The organism is Streptomyces sp. NPDC093801 (assembly GCF_040701585.1).
Lineage (GTDB): Bacteria > Actinomycetota > Actinomycetes > Streptomycetales > Streptomycetaceae > Streptomyces.
The window spans coordinates 113,642-131,396 of record NZ_JBFBDP010000007.1; the positions used below are offsets into that span (position 1 = coordinate 113,642).

17 protein-coding genes and 1 tRNA gene are annotated in these 17,755 nt (G+C 72.0%); 12 read left to right on the forward strand and 6 right to left on the reverse strand.

Annotation, left to right across the window (positions count from 1 at the left end; translation table 11 throughout):
* Positions 1 to 9 precede the first annotated feature (9 nt).
* Positions 10 to 648: a hypothetical protein gene (locus AB0469_RS09920; RefSeq protein ID WP_366451008.1), complete on the forward strand. Its 639-nt coding sequence runs from the start codon at positions 10 to 12 to the stop codon at positions 646 to 648.
* Positions 649 to 813: 165 nt separating this feature from the next.
* Here AB0469_RS09920 and AB0469_RS09925 read toward each other — a convergent pair whose 3' ends face one another.
* Entirely contained in the window at positions 814 to 1,809 is a 996-nt protein-coding gene (locus AB0469_RS09925) for an SMI1/KNR4 family protein (protein WP_366450831.1), read from the reverse strand.
* A gap of 327 nt (positions 1,810 to 2,136) precedes the next feature.
* Here AB0469_RS09925 and AB0469_RS09930 point away from each other — a divergent pair, with 327 nt between their 5' ends.
* The gene (locus AB0469_RS09930; protein ID WP_366450993.1) at positions 2,137 to 2,601 is read left to right on the forward strand and encodes a YwqJ-related putative deaminase; all 465 of its coding nucleotides are present in this window, start codon (positions 2,137 to 2,139) and stop codon (positions 2,599 to 2,601) included.
* 5 nt (positions 2,602 to 2,606) lie between these two features.
* Positions 2,607 to 3,158, forward strand: a complete 552-nt coding sequence (locus tag AB0469_RS09935) for an SUKH-3 domain-containing protein (RefSeq protein ID WP_366450832.1) — start codon at positions 2,607 to 2,609, stop codon at positions 3,156 to 3,158.
* A 16-nt stretch (positions 3,159 to 3,174) separates the two neighbouring features.
* On the opposite strand, the gene AB0469_RS09940 is transcribed toward AB0469_RS09935, so the two are convergent.
* On the reverse strand, positions 3,175 to 4,434 hold the full coding sequence (locus AB0469_RS09940; protein ID WP_366450833.1) for a histidine kinase: 1,260 nt from the start codon (positions 4,432 to 4,434) through the stop codon (positions 3,175 to 3,177).
* Between the two features lie 131 nt (positions 4,435 to 4,565).
* On the opposite strand from AB0469_RS09940, the gene AB0469_RS09945 reads away from it, so the two are divergent.
* From AB0469_RS09945 to pth, 6 genes are all read left to right on the forward strand, one after another.
* Positions 4,566 to 5,456 carry a hypothetical protein gene (locus AB0469_RS09945; RefSeq protein WP_366450834.1) on the forward strand — a complete coding sequence of 297 codons (891 nt, stop codon included), beginning with the start codon at positions 4,566 to 4,568 and terminating at the stop codon, positions 5,454 to 5,456.
* A gap of 22 nt (positions 5,457 to 5,478) precedes the next feature.
* Positions 5,479 to 5,551 (forward strand) — tRNA-Gln (locus AB0469_RS09950).
* Positions 5,552 to 5,659: 108 nt separating this feature from the next.
* The gene (glmU, locus tag AB0469_RS09955; protein WP_366450835.1) at positions 5,660 to 7,108 is read left to right on the forward strand and encodes a bifunctional UDP-N-acetylglucosamine diphosphorylase/glucosamine-1-phosphate N-acetyltransferase GlmU; all 1,449 of its coding nucleotides are present in this window, start codon (positions 5,660 to 5,662) and stop codon (positions 7,106 to 7,108) included.
* Positions 7,109 to 7,241: 133 nt separating this feature from the next.
* Positions 7,242 to 8,219, forward strand: a complete 978-nt coding sequence (locus AB0469_RS09960) for a ribose-phosphate diphosphokinase (protein WP_042815924.1) — start codon at positions 7,242 to 7,244, stop codon at positions 8,217 to 8,219.
* A 189-nt stretch (positions 8,220 to 8,408) separates the two neighbouring features.
* Positions 8,409 to 8,993: a 50S ribosomal protein L25/general stress protein Ctc gene (locus tag AB0469_RS09965; protein WP_366450836.1), complete on the forward strand. Its 585-nt coding sequence runs from the start codon at positions 8,409 to 8,411 to the stop codon at positions 8,991 to 8,993.
* A 129-nt stretch (positions 8,994 to 9,122) separates the two neighbouring features.
* The gene (gene pth / locus AB0469_RS09970; protein ID WP_366450837.1) at positions 9,123 to 9,713 is read left to right on the forward strand and encodes an aminoacyl-tRNA hydrolase; all 591 of its coding nucleotides are present in this window, start codon (positions 9,123 to 9,125) and stop codon (positions 9,711 to 9,713) included.
* A 64-nt stretch (positions 9,714 to 9,777) separates the two neighbouring features.
* Here pth and ppc read toward each other — a convergent pair whose 3' ends face one another.
* Positions 9,778 to 12,471, reverse strand: a complete 2,694-nt coding sequence (ppc, locus tag AB0469_RS09975; protein WP_366450994.1) for a phosphoenolpyruvate carboxylase — start codon at positions 12,469 to 12,471, stop codon at positions 9,778 to 9,780.
* Positions 12,472 to 13,022: 551 nt separating this feature from the next.
* On the opposite strand from ppc, the gene AB0469_RS09980 reads away from it, so the two are divergent.
* The gene (locus AB0469_RS09980; RefSeq protein WP_366450838.1) at positions 13,023 to 14,003 is read left to right on the forward strand and encodes a fatty acid desaturase; all 981 of its coding nucleotides are present in this window, start codon (positions 13,023 to 13,025) and stop codon (positions 14,001 to 14,003) included.
* Positions 14,000 to 14,674, forward strand: coding sequence for a TetR/AcrR family transcriptional regulator (locus AB0469_RS09985; protein WP_366450839.1), 675 nt, complete (start codon positions 14,000 to 14,002; stop codon positions 14,672 to 14,674). The genes AB0469_RS09980 and AB0469_RS09985 overlap by 4 nt, the downstream gene beginning before the upstream one ends.
* A gap of 102 nt (positions 14,675 to 14,776) precedes the next feature.
* Here the strand turns inward: AB0469_RS09985 and AB0469_RS09990 are convergent, their stop codons facing one another.
* Together AB0469_RS09990 and AB0469_RS09995 are read right to left on the reverse strand one after the other, a co-directional pair.
* Positions 14,777 to 15,145, reverse strand: coding sequence for a VOC family protein (locus tag AB0469_RS09990; RefSeq protein ID WP_366450995.1), 369 nt, complete (start codon positions 15,143 to 15,145; stop codon positions 14,777 to 14,779).
* A gap of 2 nt (positions 15,146 to 15,147) precedes the next feature.
* Positions 15,148 to 16,014, reverse strand: coding sequence for a trans-aconitate 2-methyltransferase (locus AB0469_RS09995; protein ID WP_366450840.1), 867 nt, complete (start codon positions 16,012 to 16,014; stop codon positions 15,148 to 15,150).
* Between the two features lie 146 nt (positions 16,015 to 16,160).
* Here AB0469_RS09995 and AB0469_RS10000 point away from each other — a divergent pair, with 146 nt between their 5' ends.
* The gene (locus tag AB0469_RS10000; protein ID WP_366450841.1) at positions 16,161 to 16,658 is read left to right on the forward strand and encodes a MarR family transcriptional regulator; all 498 of its coding nucleotides are present in this window, start codon (positions 16,161 to 16,163) and stop codon (positions 16,656 to 16,658) included.
* Here AB0469_RS10000 and AB0469_RS10005 read toward each other — a convergent pair.
* Positions 16,617 to 17,429 carry a response regulator transcription factor gene (locus AB0469_RS10005; RefSeq protein WP_366450842.1) on the reverse strand — a complete coding sequence of 271 codons (813 nt, stop codon included), beginning with the start codon at positions 17,427 to 17,429 and terminating at the stop codon, positions 16,617 to 16,619. The genes AB0469_RS10000 and AB0469_RS10005 overlap by 42 nt on opposite strands.
* Positions 17,430 to 17,755 lie beyond the last annotated feature (326 nt).

Here is a 17,755-nt window from a genome sequence, read left to right on the forward strand (position 1 = left end):
AGCGTGGTCTTGGCCTCCGCACCCGCCCCGGAGGGAGCCGGCGCGTCGTCCAGGTCGGATCCCGACAGCGCCGGCGCGAACACCGTCGCGGGCAGCGGCACGGAGCCGTCACCGTCACCGGCCCCCGGGTTCACGTCCGTACCGGCCCACGACCCGGATCCGGCCGGCACCGCGTCCGGCACACCCGCACCGGCCGAACCGGAAGAACCGGAAGAACCGGCCCCCGGGTTCACGTCCGTACCGGCCCACGACCCGGACCCGGCCGGCACCGCGTCCGGCACACCCGCACCGGCCGAACCGGAAGAACCGGCAGCACCCGCGGAGCCGGCAGCACCGGCAGACCCGGCGACCCCGGACCCCGAAGACCCGGCCGACCCGGCCCCGGCAGCACCGGACCCCGAAGACCCCGACCCCGCACCCACCACCGGCGGGATCCCCGCCCGGTCCGCGGCCTCCTGCAGCCACTCCGGCGGGCTCAGCATGAACGACGTCTGCTCCGAGTCGATCCGCGGCGGCGGGACCGAAGCCTCCGAGGCAGCCGCCGCGGCCGCCCCGTACTCCTCCTCGTACCGCCGGATCACCTCACCCACCGGCAGCCCCGGCCACAGCGTCACCTCACCGCTGTCCCGCGCGATGACCAGCCGCTGACGGCCGCCACCCGACACCGGACCCCCGGCCCGGTCCTCCGCCCACACCACGAAGCCCAGCCCGAACTCCCGCACCCGCACCTCGCGGTGCTGGTAGCCGGGCACGTCTCCGTTGATCCACTCCTCGGCGCGCTCCTGCGCCTGCGCGAACGTCACCACGACGCGCTCACCCCTCACCCATGCCGGTGTCAGCCACCGGAACCGAACGCGCGAAACCGCCGTCCACCATCAGACCGGCCACCGTCTCCAGCTCCGGCGGATTCCCCGCCACACGCTCCAGGAAGGCATCGAAATCGGCACCGCACGGCAGCAACAGCCGCTCCACGCGCTCCTGCACCGACCAGCCGTCCCGGTCGCGCGCGTCGTCGTACGGGGAGAACCAGACGGAACCGACCCCCTCGCCCCGCACCTTCACCGCGAGCAGCCCGCCCTGCACGAAGGCCACGCACAGGTAGTCCTTCGTCAGGTGGTCCCGCAGACACTTGTTGATGTAGACGAGGTCGTTGACCGCCGCCTCCTCACGCACCGTGAAGAACGGCTGGTCCACCAGCATCCCCAGCTCCACGAACAGCCCCGCGCCCACCGGCGCGCACCCGCCCGCCGCCTTCAGGAACGACCGGTACGCCTCCGGAAGCCGGTACCCGAGGTCCTCCTCGACCCCCTGCACCTGCGACTCCGACACCGACACCAGCGACTTCGGCAGCCCCAGGTGGACCGGCCGGACCTCCTGGAGCGGCCGCCCGCCGCGCTTGTCGTGGTCCACCGGAGCCGTCGCCAGCCCCGCATGGTGCCGCAGCAGCGCCTTCACCTCGACCGGGACCAGCTCCATCCGCCGCGAACCCGCCACGTGGTGCCAGGTCCAGCCGTGCGGCGTCGCCACCGGCCCGACCGTGTCCCACAGCGGATGACCCGCCGCGTGCATCGCCGCGTTGGCGGACACGCAGTCCGTCAGCCGCAGCTCGTCCGCGCCGAAGCCCTCCGGGGGCTCGGCGATCTCCACGGCCGCGCGCGCGTACCGCGAGAAGTCGGGATGACCGTCCCCGTCCATCCGCACACCATGGGGATGCCGAGCGGCCCGGACAGGGTCCGGGAAATGCACGACCTGCCCCGAGTACGCGGCGTTGGGTGGCACGGCCTGCTGCCCGAGCCGACCTGTCGTCATGGTGGTGGCCCCCTGCTGGATCTGGACGGTTCACCACAGCCTAAGTGCTCCGGCAAGACCCTCGACCGCCCCCGACCCCGGCGGGGGCGCACGGGGCGGGAACATCCGAATTGATACGAATATTCGACCCCGCTTCCACGTGACAGCGGACATTTGACAGGCTGTCCCCGCAGCACGGGGGCGTGCGCCACAGCGGCCACCACCGCCGCACGGGAGGGAAGAGGCACCATGCAGACAGCGACCACACACACCGCGGGCACGCCCCACACGGCACCCCGCGCGGACCGCGGACAGAACACCGAACCCGGCCCCGCCGGCGACCCGCGCCTGCGCTGGAGCACCGCGGCCGGCCCCGACACGCCGCCCGTACTCCGCTTCCGCCGCGACGGCATCCTGCCCACCGTCGCCGCCGCCCTCTCCGTCCGCGGCGAGACCCTCACCGGCACCGCCGGCAAGGGCGACCAGCCACCCGCCCTGCACCCCCTCGTCCAGGACTTCCTCGACACCCTCACCAGCGGCCAGCGGGAGCGCTTCACCGGCCGCTGCCCCGAAGCCATACTCCTCTCCCGCCACCTCACCACCGTCGAAGGCGCCCGCAGCAGACGCGCCTCCCGCAAACCCCTCACCGCGAGCGAAGCCCGCCGCGCCCTGAAGCACTCCAAGATCACCGCCCGCCGCATCCGCGAGGACGGCGACCCGCTCCACGGCAGCTACGCACCGCCCTGCCGCTCCTGCGACGCGCTCCTCAACCACTTCGGCGTACGACCCGTCGACCTCACCCAGCCCGAGTAGCCACCATGACCGCCTCCTCAGCCTCTTCGGCCTCCGCCACCCCCTCGGCCGCATCGGCCTCCTACGGCCGCTCCTCCGCCAACCGCTTCCCCGTCGGCGTCGACGCCGCCCTGCGCACGGCAGGCTGGGAACCCGGCCGGTGGGACATCAAACAAGCCGAATACTGGGCCGACGCCCTCCGCGACCACACCACCCCCGCCGGCCACCGCCACACCGTCTTCCCGGCCGCCGTCGAAGCCTGGGCCGAATTCGGCGGCCTCACCATCACCGCCCCCGGCCCCGGCCGCCAGATAGCCCCCACCCCGGTCCGCCTCGACCCGCTCACCGGACTCCACCTCGCCCGCACCTTCGCCGACCTCGGACGGGCCCTCTCCACCCAGCTCTGCCCCCTCGGCTCCGACACCGCCGGCGGCGCCCACCTCGCCATCGACCGCGAGAACCGCACCTACCTCGTCGACCACACCGGCGACTGGTACCTCGGCGCGAGCCCCGACGAGGCCCTCACCCTCCTCCTCACCGGCCTCCAGCCCGCCCGGCTCACCACCGCCGCCCCCTGACACCCCGGGGGCGGGACTACCCGAACGGCAGCACCGCCGACACCCGGAACCCGCCCCCGTCCGTCGGCCCCGACACGAACACCCCGCCCAGCCCCAGCACCCGCTCCCGCATCCCCAGGAGCCCGTTGCCCCCGCTGGGCAGATCGGCACCCCGCGCCTCCCCCTCGCACGGCCCGTTCTCCACCTGCATCGCCACCTCCCCCTCCCGGTGCGCCAGCCGTACGACGACCCGCGCCCCCGGAGCGTGCTTGTGGCAGTTCGTCAGCGCCTCCTGCACCACCCGGTACGCCGTCTGCTCCACCTCCCCCGGATACGCGCCCCGCTCCCCCTGCACCACCATCTCCACGCACATCCCCGCCGCCCGCGACTGCCCCACCAGCGCCTCCAGCTCCGCCAGCGAAGGCCCCTCCTCCCCCACCGGCACCGACGCCACCGACGCGGCCACCGGCGCCACCGCCCTGACCGGCTTCTCCGACGCCCGCAGCACCCCCAACATCTCCCGCAGCTCCGTCAACGCCTGCCGCCCCATGTCCCCCACCAGCACCGCGTTGCGCACCGCCTTCTCCGGATCCTTCCCGGCCACCGCCTGCAACGCCGCCGCGTGCACCACCATCAACGACACCCGGTGCGCCACCACGTCGTGCATCTCCCGCGCGATCCGCGTCCGCTCCTCCTGCCGCGCCCACTCCGCCCGCTCCTCCGCCCGGTCGGCCAGCAGCGACAGCTCCCGCTCCAGCGAGTCCGCCCGCTCCTGCAGGCTCTCCATCAGCCGCCGCCGCGCCCCCACGTACAGCCCGAGCAGCACCGGCGGCACGGTCAGCGCCACCGCCATGAACGCGGACAGCACGAAAACGAGCGCGCCCTCCCCGTCGACGTCCCCCCGGGTCCTGAGGTACGTCACGACGAACGTCCCGGCCAGCGACATCGCGGCCAGCGTGGCGGTGATCCGCCGCGGCACCTCACAGGCGGCCAGCGTGTACAGCCCCACCACCCCGAGCAGGAACCCCATCGCCGCCGGCGTGACGGCGATCCCGACCAGCACCACGGCGATCGGCCACCGCCGCCGCAACACCAGCACCGCCCCCACCAGGACCCCGAACAGCACCCCGAGCCCCACCGGCAGCCCGGCCTCGTGCGCGAACGGAATCCCCTCGAAGGCGCACTCGACGGCGGACACCACCCCCAGCCCCACATCGAGCACGGCCCCCCGCCGCCGCTCCCACCACCAGGGCCCGTCCCGCCCCGCCCCGTCGCACTCGTCCCCCGTACCGGTCATGCCGACCAGCGTACGCAGCGCCCCCGGCACGAGGGCGACCACAATTCCCGCGAACGCGGGGTAATCGCACGTACGACTGAATCACCCGCGATCCGAGACCTGAATCCCACATTCCGGACGAGGGTGGCGGCATGAGCGAAATCCGACGTCGCCCCGGCGACGGCACAGGCGGCCTCCACAGCGGGGCCACGACCTTCGAAGCCCTCCGAGAGCAGGCCGTCGCCCTGCGGCGCGAGGGCCTCAGCCTCCGCCAGATCCGTGACCGCCTCGGCGTCCACAACAACAACATCCTCAACGCCCCGGTCAAGGGCGAGCCCCCACCCGAATGGACCAAGCGCCCCCGCGCCAAGGACGCCCTCCGCGCGAAGGCTCGCGAGCTCCGCATCGAGGGCATGACGTACGACGAGATCCAGGTCGAGCTCGGCTGCTCGAAGAGCTCGATCTCCCTCTGGGTCCGCGACCTCCCGAAGCCGGAGCGCCGCATCCGCCCCGTCGCCATCGACACGACCCGGGCGCAGGCCGGCCGACGAGAGGCGCACGGGCGCCGCCTCGCGGAACATGCGGCCACACGCCACTCGGCGGCGGCCGAGATCGGCGCCCTCAGCGAGAGGGAGCTGTTCCTGGTGGGCGTCGCCCTCTACTGGGCGGAAGGAGCGAAGGCCAAGCCGCACCCCCAGATCGAATGCGTGAACAGCGACCCGGACATGATCAGGACATTCCTTGCCTGGCTGCGCCTCATGGGCGTGACCGACGACCGGCTCCGCTTCACCCTCCAGATCCACGAATCCGCCGACATCGCGGCGGCCGAGGATTACTGGGAAGGGATCGTCGGACTCGGCGCCGCGCACTTCTACAAGACGGCCCTCAAGCGCCACAACCCCAGAACCAACCGCAGGAACACCGGTATCGGCTACCGCGGATGCCTCACCGTGAGCGTCTTGCAGGGCTCGGAGCTTCACCGTCGCATCGAAGGCGCCTGGTGCGGCATAGTAGGGGGCGTCGGTTCGATCACTAAGACATAGTGTCCGATTTAGCTGGATACTATCCCCTGTAGTGTAATTGGCAGCACAGTGGCTTTTGGTGCCATTAGGTCCGGGTTCGAATCCTGGCGGGGGAGCTCCACACGTTCGGGTCCTGACCTCATGGTCGGGACCCGGCCTCGTTTCCGACCTGTGACCCCCCGCTATCCTTCACGGGTCCACCCCCGAAGCCGAAGGGCACACCCGTGAGCGCAACCCGCCCGGCAGCCGTCGTCGTACTCGCAGCGGGTGAAGGCACCCGCATGAAGTCGGCCACTCCCAAGGTCCTGCACGAGATCTGCGGGCGCTCGCTCGTCGGTCACGTGGTCGCCGCCTCCCGCGAGCTCGACCCGACCCACCTGGTGGTCGTCGTGGGCCACGCCCGCGAACAGGTGACCGCGCACCTCGCCGGCATCGACGCCGGCGTCCGCACCGCCGTCCAGTACGAGCAGAACGGCACCGGGCACGCCGTCCGGATGGCCCTCGAAGAGCTCGGCGGCACGGTCGACGGGACCGTCATCGTCGTCTGCGGCGACACCCCGCTGCTCACCGGCGAGACCCTGCGCGCCCTCGCGGCCACCCACGAGGCCGACGGCAACGCCGTCACCGTCCTCACCGCCGAGGTCCCCGACTCCACCGGCTACGGCCGCATCGTCCGCGACCCCGCCACCGGCGCCGTCACGGCCATCGTCGAGCACAAGGACGCCACCGACGCGCAGCGCGCGATCCGGGAGATCAACTCCGGGGTCTTCGCCTTCGACGGCGCGCTGCTCGCCGACGCGCTCGGCAAGGTCCGCACCGACAACAGCCAGGGCGAGGAGTACCTCACCGACGTGCTGGGGATCCTGCGCGAGGCGGGCCACCGCGTCGGCGCGGCGGTCGGCAGCGACCACCGCCAGATCCTCGGGATCAACAACCGGGTGCAGCTGGCCGAGGCCCGCGCCCTGCTGAACGCGCGCCTGCTGGAGCGGGCCATGCTCGCGGGCGTGACGGTCGTGGACCCGGGCAGCGTGTTCGTGGACGTGACGGTGACCTTCGGGCAGGACGCGCTCGTCCACCCGGGCACCCAGCTGCTGGGCGACACGCACGTCGGCGAGGGGGCCGAGGTCGGCCCGAACACCCGCCTGAAGGACACCCGCGTGGGCGCGGGGGCCCGTGTGGACAACACGGTGGCGGACGGGGCGGTCGTCGGCGACCAGGCGACGGTCGGCCCGTTCGCGTACCTGCGTCCGGGGACGAACCTGGGCGTGAAGGCGAAGGCCGGCACGTACGTCGAGATGAAGAACGCGACGATCGGCGAGGGGACGAAGGTCCCGCACCTGTCCTACGTCGGCGACGCGACGATCGGCGAGTACACGAACATCGGCGCCGCGAGCGTCTTCGTGAACTACGACGGCGAGCACAAGCACCACACCACCGTCGGCTCACATTGCAAGACGGGTTCGGACAACATGTTTGTGGCTCCGGTCACGATCGGGGACGGCGCCTACACGGCCGCCGGATCGGTGATCACGAAGGACGTCCCGGCGGGCGCACTGGCCGTGGCACGCGGCCAGCAGCGGAATATCGAGGGTTGGGTGGCCCGCAAGCGGCCCGGGAGCGCGGCCGCGACGGCGGCCCAGTCCTCGACCGAGAAGGACTCCGGCCAGCACTGAGGTGAACTGACCGGAAACGAGTACGCCCGGGACGGCGTACCGTGATAGTGCACGCAATTCGGCTGGCTCACCGTGTGCGGGACGGACGTACACGGGGGCGAGCAGCTTTTCACACGTCTGAGGAGACAGTGCTGTGACCGGGATCAAGACGACCGGCGAGAAGAAGCTGATGCTCTTCTCCGGCCGCGCCCACCCCGAGCTGGCCGAGGAGGTCGCGCACCAGCTGGGGGTCAGCCTGGTGCCGACCAAGGCTTTCGACTTCGCGAACGGTGAGATCTACGTCCGCTTCCAGGAGTCGGCGCGTGGCGCGGACTGCTTCCTGATCCAGAGCCACACGGCTCCGATCAACAAGTGGATCATGGAGCAGCTGATCATGATCGACGCGCTGAAGCGCGCGTCGGCTCGTTCCATCACGGTGATCATCCCGTCGTACGGGTACGCCCGTCAGGACAAGAAGCACAAGGGCCGCGAGCCGATCTCGGCGCGTCTGGTCGCGGACCTGCTGAAGACCTCGGGTGCGGACCGCATCCTGACGGTCGACCTGCACACGGACCAGATCCAGGGCTTCTTCGACGGCCCGGTGGACCACCTCTCGGCCCTGAACGTCCTCGCGGACTACGTGGGCGCCAAGGTGGACCGCACGAAGCTGACGGTGGTCTCCCCGGACGCCGGCCGCGTGCGCGTGGCCGACCGCTGGTGCGACCGCCTGGACGCGCCGCTGGCGATCGTGCACAAGCGCCGTGACAAGGACGTCGCCAACCAGGTGACGGTCCACGAGGTCGTCGGCGAGGTCAAGGGCCGCGTCTGCGTGCTGGTCGACGACATGATCGACACGGGTGGCACGATCTGCGCCGCGGCCGACGCGCTGTTCGCGCACGGTGCGGAGGACGTCATCGTGACGGCGACGCACGGCATCCTGTCGGGTCCCGCGGCCGACCGTCTGAAGAACTCGAAGGTCAGCGAGTTCGTCTTCACGAACACGCTGCCCGACCCGTCCGACCTGGAGCTCGACAAGATCACGGTCCTGTCGATCGCCCCGATGATCGCCCGCGCGGTGCGCGAGGTGTTCGAGGACGGTTCGGTGACGAGCCTGTTCGAGGAGCAGCAGTAAGGGCCTGAGGGTCCTGCGGTAGATCCTTTTGGGCGCGGCCTCCCCGCCGGGTACACTCGACGAGTTGCTCGGCGAGGGAGGCCGTACCTGTTTTCCGGTACGGGTGCTCCGTTATCGACGCGCTCTTCGTAGCAGGCCGTTTCGGCCGGGTGACTCCTGTCCGTTTTCGTCACCCCACGAGGAGTGAACATGTCCGAGATCAAGCTTTCCGCGAAGCTCCGCGAGTCCTTCGGCAAGGGCTCGGCCCGTCAGGCCCGCCGCGAGGCCCTGACCCCGGGTGTCATCTACGGTCACGGCACCGCCCCGAAGCACGTCGGTGTCGAGGCCCACGCCCTGATGATGGCCCTCAAGACCCCGAACGCGCTGCTCTCCCTGGACATCGCGGGCGACGGCACCGAGCTGGTCATCCCGAAGGCCGTCCAGCGCCACCCGCTGAAGCGCAACATCCTGCACGTCGACTTCCTGATCGTCCAGAAGGGCGAGAAGGTCACGGTCGAGGTTCCGGTCGTGACCGAGGGCGACCTGGCCGCCGGCGGCAACCTGCTGGAGACCCTCCTCGCCACCATCACGGTCGAGGCCGAGGCCACCCACATCCCGACCGAGGTCACCGTCTCGATCGCGGGCCTGGAGGCCGGTGCCACCGTGCACGCCTCCGACCTGGTCCTGCCGGCCGGCACCACGCTGGCCGTCGACGGCGAGACCGCCGTCCTGCAGGTCGTCGCCCCGCAGGCCGAGGAGCCGGCGGCCGAGGCGGCCGAGGGCGACGAGGCCTGAGCCTCGCCCTTCCTCCTCAGCAGTTGCTGACCGACCGCCGTCCGGCTCCACTGGAGCGGGACGGCGGTCGTCTTCGTTCATGGCAAGGCATGGCACGGCATGGCAAGGCAAGGCCTTAAGGAGCTTTTGATGTCGGACGACGCGGCACCCTGGCTGATCGTCGGTCTCGGTAACCCGGGAGCGGAGTACGCCGGCAACCGCCACAACATCGGCTTCATGGTGGCCGACCTGCTGGCCGAGCGGATCGGCGGCAGGTTCAAGGCGCACAAGGCGCGGGCGCAGGTGCTGGAGGGCCGGATCGGTGCTCCGGGGCCGGCGAACCGGCGGGTGGTGATCGCGAAGCCGATGTCGTTCATGAACCTGTCGGGCGGTCCGGTGACGGCGCTGCGCGATTTCTACAAGGTGCCGCTGGAGCGGGTCGTGGCGGTCCATGACGAGCTGGACATCGACTACGCGACGCTGCGGCTGAAGCTGGGCGGCGGGGACAACGGCCACAACGGGCTGAAGTCGATGACGAAGGCGATGGGTGCGGACTACCACCGGGTGCGGTGCGGCATCGGCCGGCCGCCGGGGCGGATGCAGGTGGCGGACTTCGTGCTGAAGGACTTCTCGTCGACGGAGCGCAAGGAGCTGGACTGGTTCGTGGACCGGTCGGCGGATGCGGTGGAGTGCCTGGTCCAGGAGGGTCTGGAGCGGGCGCAGTCCGCGTACAACTCGTAGGGCGGCACGCGACGGAGCCCCCCGCACCGGATGGTGCGGGGGGCTCCGTCGTGTGCGGGCGGGGTCAGCCGGTGTTGCGCAGGCCGGCGGCGACGCCGTTGACGGTCAGGAGCAGGGCGCGGGCCAGCAGCGGGTCGGGGGTTTCGCCGCGGGAGGCGGCGGCGCGCTGGCGGGCGAGCAGGGAGACCTGGAGGTAGGAGATGGGGTCCAGGTAGGCGTCGCGGACGGCGAAGGTCTGCTGGAGGACGGGCTGGGAGTCGAGGAGCTCCTCGCCGCCGGTGATGCGCAGGACCTCGCGGACGGTGAGCTCGTGTTCGGCCTCGATGCGGGCGAAGACGTGCTTGAGCTCGTCGGGGACGAGGGTGTCGACGTAGTGGCGCGCGATGCGCAGGTCGGTCTTGGCGAGGGTCATCTCGACGTTGGAGAGGAAGTTGCGGAAGAAGTGCCACTTCTCGCCCATCTCTCCGAGGGCGTCGTCCTGGCCGGCTTCGCGCAGGGCCTTGAGGCCGGAGCCGACGCCGTACCAGCCGGGGACGATCTGGCGGGACTGGGTCCAGCCGAAGACCCACGGGATGGCGCGCAGTCCGTCGAGGCCGGCTCCGGAGTCGGGGCGGCGGGAGGGCCGGGAGCCGAGGTGGAGGTCGGCGAGCTGGTCGACGGGGGTGGCGGCGAAGAAGTAGGCGGGCAGGTCGGGGTCCTCGACGAGCTCGCGGTAGGCGGAGTGGGCGGCGTCGGAGACGATGTCCATGGCCGCGTCCCAGCGGGTGAGGGCGTCGGGGGACTGGCGGGGCGCGGTGTGCAGGGCGGAGGCCTGGAGGGTGGCCGCGACGGTCAGTTCGAGGTTCTCGCGGGCGAGCGAGGGGACGAGGTACTTGTCGGAGATGACCTCGCCCTGTTCGGTGACCTTGATCTCGCCTTCGAGGGTGCCCCAGGGCTGGGCGAGGATCGCGTCGTGGGAGGGGCCGCCGCCGCGGCCGACGGTGCCGCCGCGGCCGTGGAAGAGGCGCAGGCGTACGCCGTGGCGGTGGGCGACGTCGCGCAGGCGTCGCTGGGCGCGGTGGATCTCCCACTGGCTGGTGGTGATGCCGCCGAACTTGCTGGAGTCGGAGTAGCCGAGCATGACCTCCTGGACGTCGCCGCGCAGGGAGACCAGGCGCCGGTAGGAGGGGTCGTTGAGCATCTCGTCGAGGATGACGTCGGCGGCGCGGAGCTCGTCGGTGGTCTCCAGGAGGGGCACGATGCCGATCTTGGCCCAGCCGGCGTGGAGGTCGAGGAGGCCGGCTTCGCGGGCGAGGACGGCGGCGGCGAAGACGTCGTCGGCGCCCTGGCACATCGAGATGATGTAGGACTCGATGACCTCGGGGCCGAACTTCTCGAAGGCGTCCTTGATGGCGGAGAAGACGCCGAGGGTCTTCTGGCCGGCCGCGTCGAGGGGGGCCGGGGTGGGTGCGAGGGGGCGGCGGGAGCGGAGTTCCTTGGCGAGGAGCTTCTGCCGGTAGTCGCGGGGCATGTCGGTGTAGCGCCAGGACTCTTCGCCGAGGCGGTCGAAGAGCTGGCCGAGGGCGTGGTGGTGGGCGTCGGCGTGCTCGCGCACGTCCATGGTGGCGAGCTGGAGGCCGAAGGCGGCCAGGGTGCGGATGGTGCGGTCCATGCGGCCGTCGGCGAAGAGGGCGCCGCGGTGTTCGCGCAGGGAGGTCTGGATGAGGGTGAGGTCGGTGAGGAGCTCGGCGGTGCCGAGGTAGTCGCGGCCTTCCTCGTGGGGGGTGCCCTTGGCGAGGCGCTCGCGGGTGTTGAGGAGCTTCTGGCGGATGCAGGTGGCCTTGAGGCGGTAGGGCTCTTCGGCGTTGAGGCGCTTGTAGCGGGGGCTGATCTCCGGGAGGCGTTCGAGGTCGGCCTGAAGGGAGGTGAGGAGTTCCTCGGTGGCGCCGGTGTAGCGGATGGAGTTGGAGAGCAGTCCGCGCAGGAAGTCGATGAGTTCGAGGGCGTCGGAGATGCCGTGTTCGTGCTGGAGGATCAGCACGTCGCGGGTGACGTCGGGGGTGACGTTGGGGTTGCCGTCTCGGTCGCCGCCGATCCAGGTGCCGAAGGTGAGGGGGCGGGTGCCGGCGGGGAGTTCGATGCCCACGCGCTGGAGTTCGGCGGCGAGGTCCTCGAGGACGTCGCCGACGGCGTCGGCGTGGAGCTCGTCGAGGTAGTAGATGGCGTTGCGGGCCTCGTCGGTGGGCTCGGGGCGGACGACGCGCAGTTCGTCGGTCTGCCAGACGAGGTCGATGTTCTCGGCGAGGCGCAGGTCGTGGCGGCGGCGGTCGCCGGCTCCGGTGACGGGCTCTTCGAGGAGGGCGGCGATGCGGCGGAGCTTGTTGAGGACGCTGCGGCGGGCGGCCTCGGTGGGGTGGGCGGTGAAGACGGGGCGGACGTTGAGGTTCTTGACCGTCTCGCGCAGGTGCTCGGGGTCGGCGTCCTTGAGCATGTCGGCGGTGCGGGCGAGGAGCCCGCCCTCGGTGGCGCGGTGGGCGCGCAGTTCCTTGCCGCGGTGGACCTGCTCGGTGATGTTGGCGAGGTGGAAGTAGGTGGAGAAGGCGCGTACGAGCTTGGCGGCGGTCTCCAGGTCGGTGTCGCCCAGCAGTGCGGCGGCGGCCTCGCCGTCGGTGCGGGTCAGTGCGCGGACGCGTTCGACGAGGTCGAGGAGGTCCTGGCCCTCCTGGCGTACGAGGGTCTCGCCGAGGAGGTCGCCGAGGCGGCGGATGTCCGCGCGCAGCTCCGCGTTGGCCGTCTGTGCGGCGTCCTTGCGGTCGGACGGGGCGGCGGGCTGGGTGACGGGGGCCTGGGGGGCCTGGTCAGCACTGCTCACAGGTGCGGCTCCTTGCAGTGTTCGAGCGCTACTGGGCTGTGGGCTCCCGGGAGTGCGCGTCCGGCGGTGCCGACGGTGGTGCGCAGCCCGGGCTGCCCGTGCGGACCGCGCTGTCCGACGACACCAGGATAGGTGGAGCGCCCCTGTGCCCCGGCAGAGCGGGCCCGTGTGTGGCGGGGCGGCGTGGTGCGGGGCGGTGCGGCGGCGTGGCGCCGGGGCCGGTGCGGCGGCGTGGCGCGGGGGCCGGTCCGGGGGTGGGGCACGGGGGCCGGTCCGGGGGTGGGGTCGGGGCGGCTCGGGGGTGTGGTGGGGGCGGCTCGGGGCGCGGTGTGCGCGGGGGCCTTGCCGGGCGGGGCGGTTTTGCCATACTTACGTTGCCGTAGGTTACGGGTCCGTAGGTCTGCGGGGCCGTGACCGGGGCACCCGCCGGCTTCTTCTCACCCCCCAGGGGATCCCCGATGACCCTCAGTCCCGATCTGATGGAGGACGCTGCGGCGCCCTCCCCCCTCTCGGCGCCGTCCGCGACCCGCGGCGGTGAGCAGAAGCGTTCCGTGGAGCAGGTCGCGCTGCTGCTGTTCATCACCGTGCCGTTCCTGGCGCTGCTGGCGGCGGTGCCGCTGGTGTGGGGCTGGGGGGTGAGCTGGCTGGACCTCGGCCTGATGGCGTTCATGTACTTCCTGGCGTGCCACGGGATCACGATCGGCTTCCACCGCTACTTCACGCACGGCTCCTTCAAGGCGAAGCGGCCGCTGCGGATCGCGCTGGCGGTGATGGGCTCGCTGGCGGTGGAGGGTCCGCTGGTGCGCTGGGTGGCGGACCACCGCAAGCACCACAAGTACTCGGACCACGAGGGCGACCCGCATTCGCCGTGGCGGTTCGGGGAGACGGTGCCGGCGCTGCTGAAGGGCCTGTGGTGGGCGCACATCGGCTGGCTGTTCGACGAGGAGCAGACGGACCAGCAGAAGTACGCGCCGGATCTGATCAAGGATCCGGCGATCCGGCGGATCAGCCGTGACTTCGTCTACTGGACGATGGTGTCGCTGGCGGTGCCGCCGCTGGTGGGCGGTCTGGTGACGATGTCCTGGTGGGGGGCGTTCACGGCGTTCTTCTGGGGTTCGCTGGTGCGGGTGGCGCTGTTGCACCATGTGACGTGGTCGATCAACTCGATCTGCCACGCGGTGGGCAAGCGGCCGTTCCGGTCGCGGGACCGCAGCGGCAACGTGTGGTGGCTGGCGGTGCTGTCGTGCGGGGAGTCCTGGCACAACCTGCACCACGCGGATCCGACGTCGGCGCGCCACGGCGTGCTGCGCGGGCAGGTCGATTCGAGCGCGCGGCTGATCCGCTGGTTCGAGCTGGCGGGCTGGGCCTGGGACGTGCGGTGGCCGTCGGGGGCGCGGATCGACGCCCGGCGCAGGGAAAAGACCGCGAACGCGGCATGATGGGGGACGTGGCGATCGACGGCAGCAGCACCAGCAGCGACAAGCCCAGGCGAGGACGCCGGGTCCGGATGACGGGCGCCGAACGGCGCCAGCAACTGCTGGACATCGGCCGCACCCTGTTCGCCGAGAAGGGGTTCGAGGGCACGTCGGTGGAGGAGATCGCGGCCAAGGCCGGGGTGTCCAAGCCGGTGGTGTACGAGCACTTCGGCGGCAAGGAGGGCCTGTACGCGGTGGTGGTGGACCGCGAGATGCGCCAGTTGCTGGACGGGGTGACGGGCGCTCTGACGGCCGGGCACCCGCGGGAGCTGCTGGAGCAGGCGGCCTTCGCCCTGCTGGACTACATCGAGAACTACACGGACGGCTTCCGGATCCTGGTGCGGGACTCCCCCGTGGCGCAGTCGACGGGTACGTTCGCGTCGCTGATCAGCGACATCGCCACGCAGGTGGAGGACATCCTGGGCCTGGAGTTCAAGGCGCGGGGGTTCGACCCGAAGCTGGCGCCGCTGTACGCGCAGGCGCTGGTGGGGATGGTGGCGCTGACGGGGCAGTGGTGGCTGGAGACGCGGCGGCCGAAGAAGGCGGAGGTGGCGGCGCACCTGGTGAACCTGGCCTGGCACGGGCTGGAGCACCTGGAGGCGCGGCCGCGGCTGGTGGGCCACCGCAAGAGCTGAGGGCCCGCCGTACGCGCGCGGGCGGCGCCCCGTCCACCGGGATTCCGGTGGACGGGGCGCCGTCGTGCGTGCGGGGGCCGCCGCCCCGGGCGGCGGCCGTGTTCAGTGGCCGGTGAGGGGTTCCAGGAACTCCAGCCGGTTGCCGACGGGGTCGTGCGAGTAGAAGCGCCGGTGGCCCGGCAGGTTGTCGTCCCAGACGACGTCCGCTCCGCGCTCGCGGAGTCTGCCGGCGTACTCCTCGATGCCGCTCACGCGCAGTCCCGGGTGGGCCTTGCGGGCGGGCCGGAAGTCCTCTTCCACTCCCAGGTGCAGCTGTACCGCGCCCGCGGCGAACCAGCAGCCCCCGCGCGCGGCGAGGACGGGGGGTTTGGAGATCTCTGTCATGCCCAGGACGCCTTGGTAGTAGGCGCGGAGCCTGTCCTCCGATCCGGGCGGTGCGGCGAGCTGCACGTGGTCGACGGCGGTCAGCACGGTCATGCCTCCTTGCGGGCGATGGCGAAGATGCGGCGGAAGGGGAAGACGGTGCCCCGGGGGCCGCTGGGGTAGGCGAGGCGGAGGGCTTCGCGGTATTCGGCGAGGAAGCGCTCGGCGGAGTCGCGGTCGTCGCCGAGGACGGTGAGGACGGGGCGCAGGGCGGTTCCCTTGACCCAGTCGAGGACGGGGTCGGGGCCCTGGAGCATCTGGTAGTAGGTGGTCTCCCACACGTCGACGGCGCAGCCGAGCTCGGTGAAGCGGGCGAGGTACTCGGCGGGTTCGAGGATGTGGATGTAGCGGGCGCCGTGTCCGCCGAGGCGTTCGCGCCAGCGCGGGGTGTCGCAGAGCTCGGCGAGGAGCCGGTGGCTGGGGGCGGTGAAGTTGCCGGGGATCTGGAAGGCGAAGGTCCCGCCGGGCCGCAGGCCGTTGATCCAGGCGGCGAAGGAGCCGGGGTGGCTGGGCACCCACTGGAGGGCGGCGTTGGAGACGATCAGGTCGTAGGTCTCCTCGGGCATCCAGTCGGCGATGTCGCCGGGGCGGAAGTCGAGGCGGCCGCCGCCGGGGGTGGGTCCGGCGTGCTCGGCGTCGGCGAGGCGGAGCATCTCGGGGGAGAGGTCGAAGCCGGTGATGTGGGCCTCGGGCCAGCGGTCGGCGAGGAGGGCGGTGACGTTGCCGGGGCCGCAGCCGAGGTCGGCGATGCGCGCGGGCCGGGTGGGGAGCTCCGGTATGCGCGTCAGCAGGTCGAGGAAGGGCCGGGTCCGGTGGCCGGCGTGCCGCAGGTACTGGTGGGGATCCCAGACGGGCGCGGAGGGGGTGGAGCCGTCCATGGCGCGGGGGCGCATGGCCGGCGCGGTGTCGGAATGCATGTTCGAGCCTCCCTACTGGTGGGGCGGTCGGAAGCGGAAGCTGTTCCGGCCCCCTCCATGCCCCATGCTCGTCCAGAGTATATCTCGATGTCAAGATTCTCGATTTGAAGAGACTTCATGTCGACAGACCCCGTACACTGATCCGCATGGAGGACGAGGTCGACCGACTGGTCGCGGCATGGCGGCGAGAGCGCCCTGACCTCGACGTGGAACCGCTCGAAGTGCTCAGCCGCGTGAGCCGGCTCGCACGCCACCTCGACCGCGCCCGCAGGCTGGCCTTCTCCGAGCACGGCCTCGAACCGTGGGAGTTCGACGTCCTGACCTCGCTGCGGCGCGCAGGAGCCCCGTACCAGCTCTCCCCCGGACAACTGCTGACCCAGACGCTCGTCACCTCCGGCACGATGACCAACCGGATCGACCGGCTCGCCAAGAAGGGCCTCGTCGAACGGCTGCCGGACCCCAGCGACCGGCGCGGGGTGCTGGTGCGGCTGACCCCCGAGGGCCGCGACCGCGCCGACCAGTCCCTGGCGGGACTGCTGGCCCAGGAACGGGCGATCCTGGCCCAGCTCTCCGCGGCCCAGCGCGTCGACCTCGCGGGCCTGCTACGCCAGTTGACCGCTCCGTTCGACAACATCCCCGGATAGCTCCGCCGGCCGTACGCCGGCCCGCCGCGCCAGCGCCACGGCCGCCAGGGTGGAGTGCACCCCGAGCTTGCCCAGCACGTTCTGCATGTGGGTGCGGACGGTGTGCGGGGAGAGGAACAGCCGCGCCGCCACGTCCTTGCGGCCCAGCCCCGCCACCATGCAGCGCAGCACCTCGTGCTCGCGCGGGGTGAGGGACTCCACGAGCCGCTCGCTGTCGGTGCGGTGCTTGCGGGCGGCCGTCAGCTCCCGCAGCACCCCCGTCAGCAGGGCCGGCGCCAGGTGCGTCTCCTCGCGCAGCACCCCCCGGATCACGGCGAGCAGCCGCGACAGCGAGCAGTCCTTCGCCACCCACCCGGAGGCCCCGGCCTGGAGCGCCAGGGCCGCCCGGCGGGGGTCGTCCCGCTCGGCGAGGACCACCGTGCGCACACCGGGGTGGGCGGTGCGCACCCCGGCGACCAGGGCGATCCCGTCCGGCGGGGCGGCCTGGGCGGCCGGCGCGCGCTGGCCGGGTACGGGCAGGACCGCCCCGGCACCGGCACCCGGACCGGCACCGGCGGGCGCGCCCGGTGCGCCGGCCGCGCCGAGGTCGGCGTCGACGAGCAGCACGTCGAAGCGGCGGCCCTCCGCCGCCGCGCGTTCGAGGCAGCGCTGGGCCGCGGGACCGCTGCCGGCCGCGGACACGTCCACGTCCGGCTCGGCCGCGAGCGCGGCCGCGAGAGATTCGGCGAAGATGCGGTGGTCGTCGACCACCAGGACCCGGATACGAACCACAAAACCCCCAAGGGTCGGGGAACGGACGACTACGGGTACGACGCCCGGCCGGGGGCCCACAGGCCGCCGCGGCCGCCGCCGCGACATCTGTGCACCTACCCGGGACCGGACGCCGTACCCGGCGTGTCTCGACCCCTGAATCAACACCGGCCCCCACCGGCGTCACGCTTCAGCGTAGAGCGGGCCGCGTCCGGTGGTTGGCCGAATAGCAGAAGTTTTCCGAGCGATTTTCGGGTCGCCGGGTCCGCAACGGCCCTCCGCATGGCCGGATTTCGACTGTCCGGAAGCCCGGGAGCGCGAGGTCCCGGCCGGCGTGTGCCCCCGGC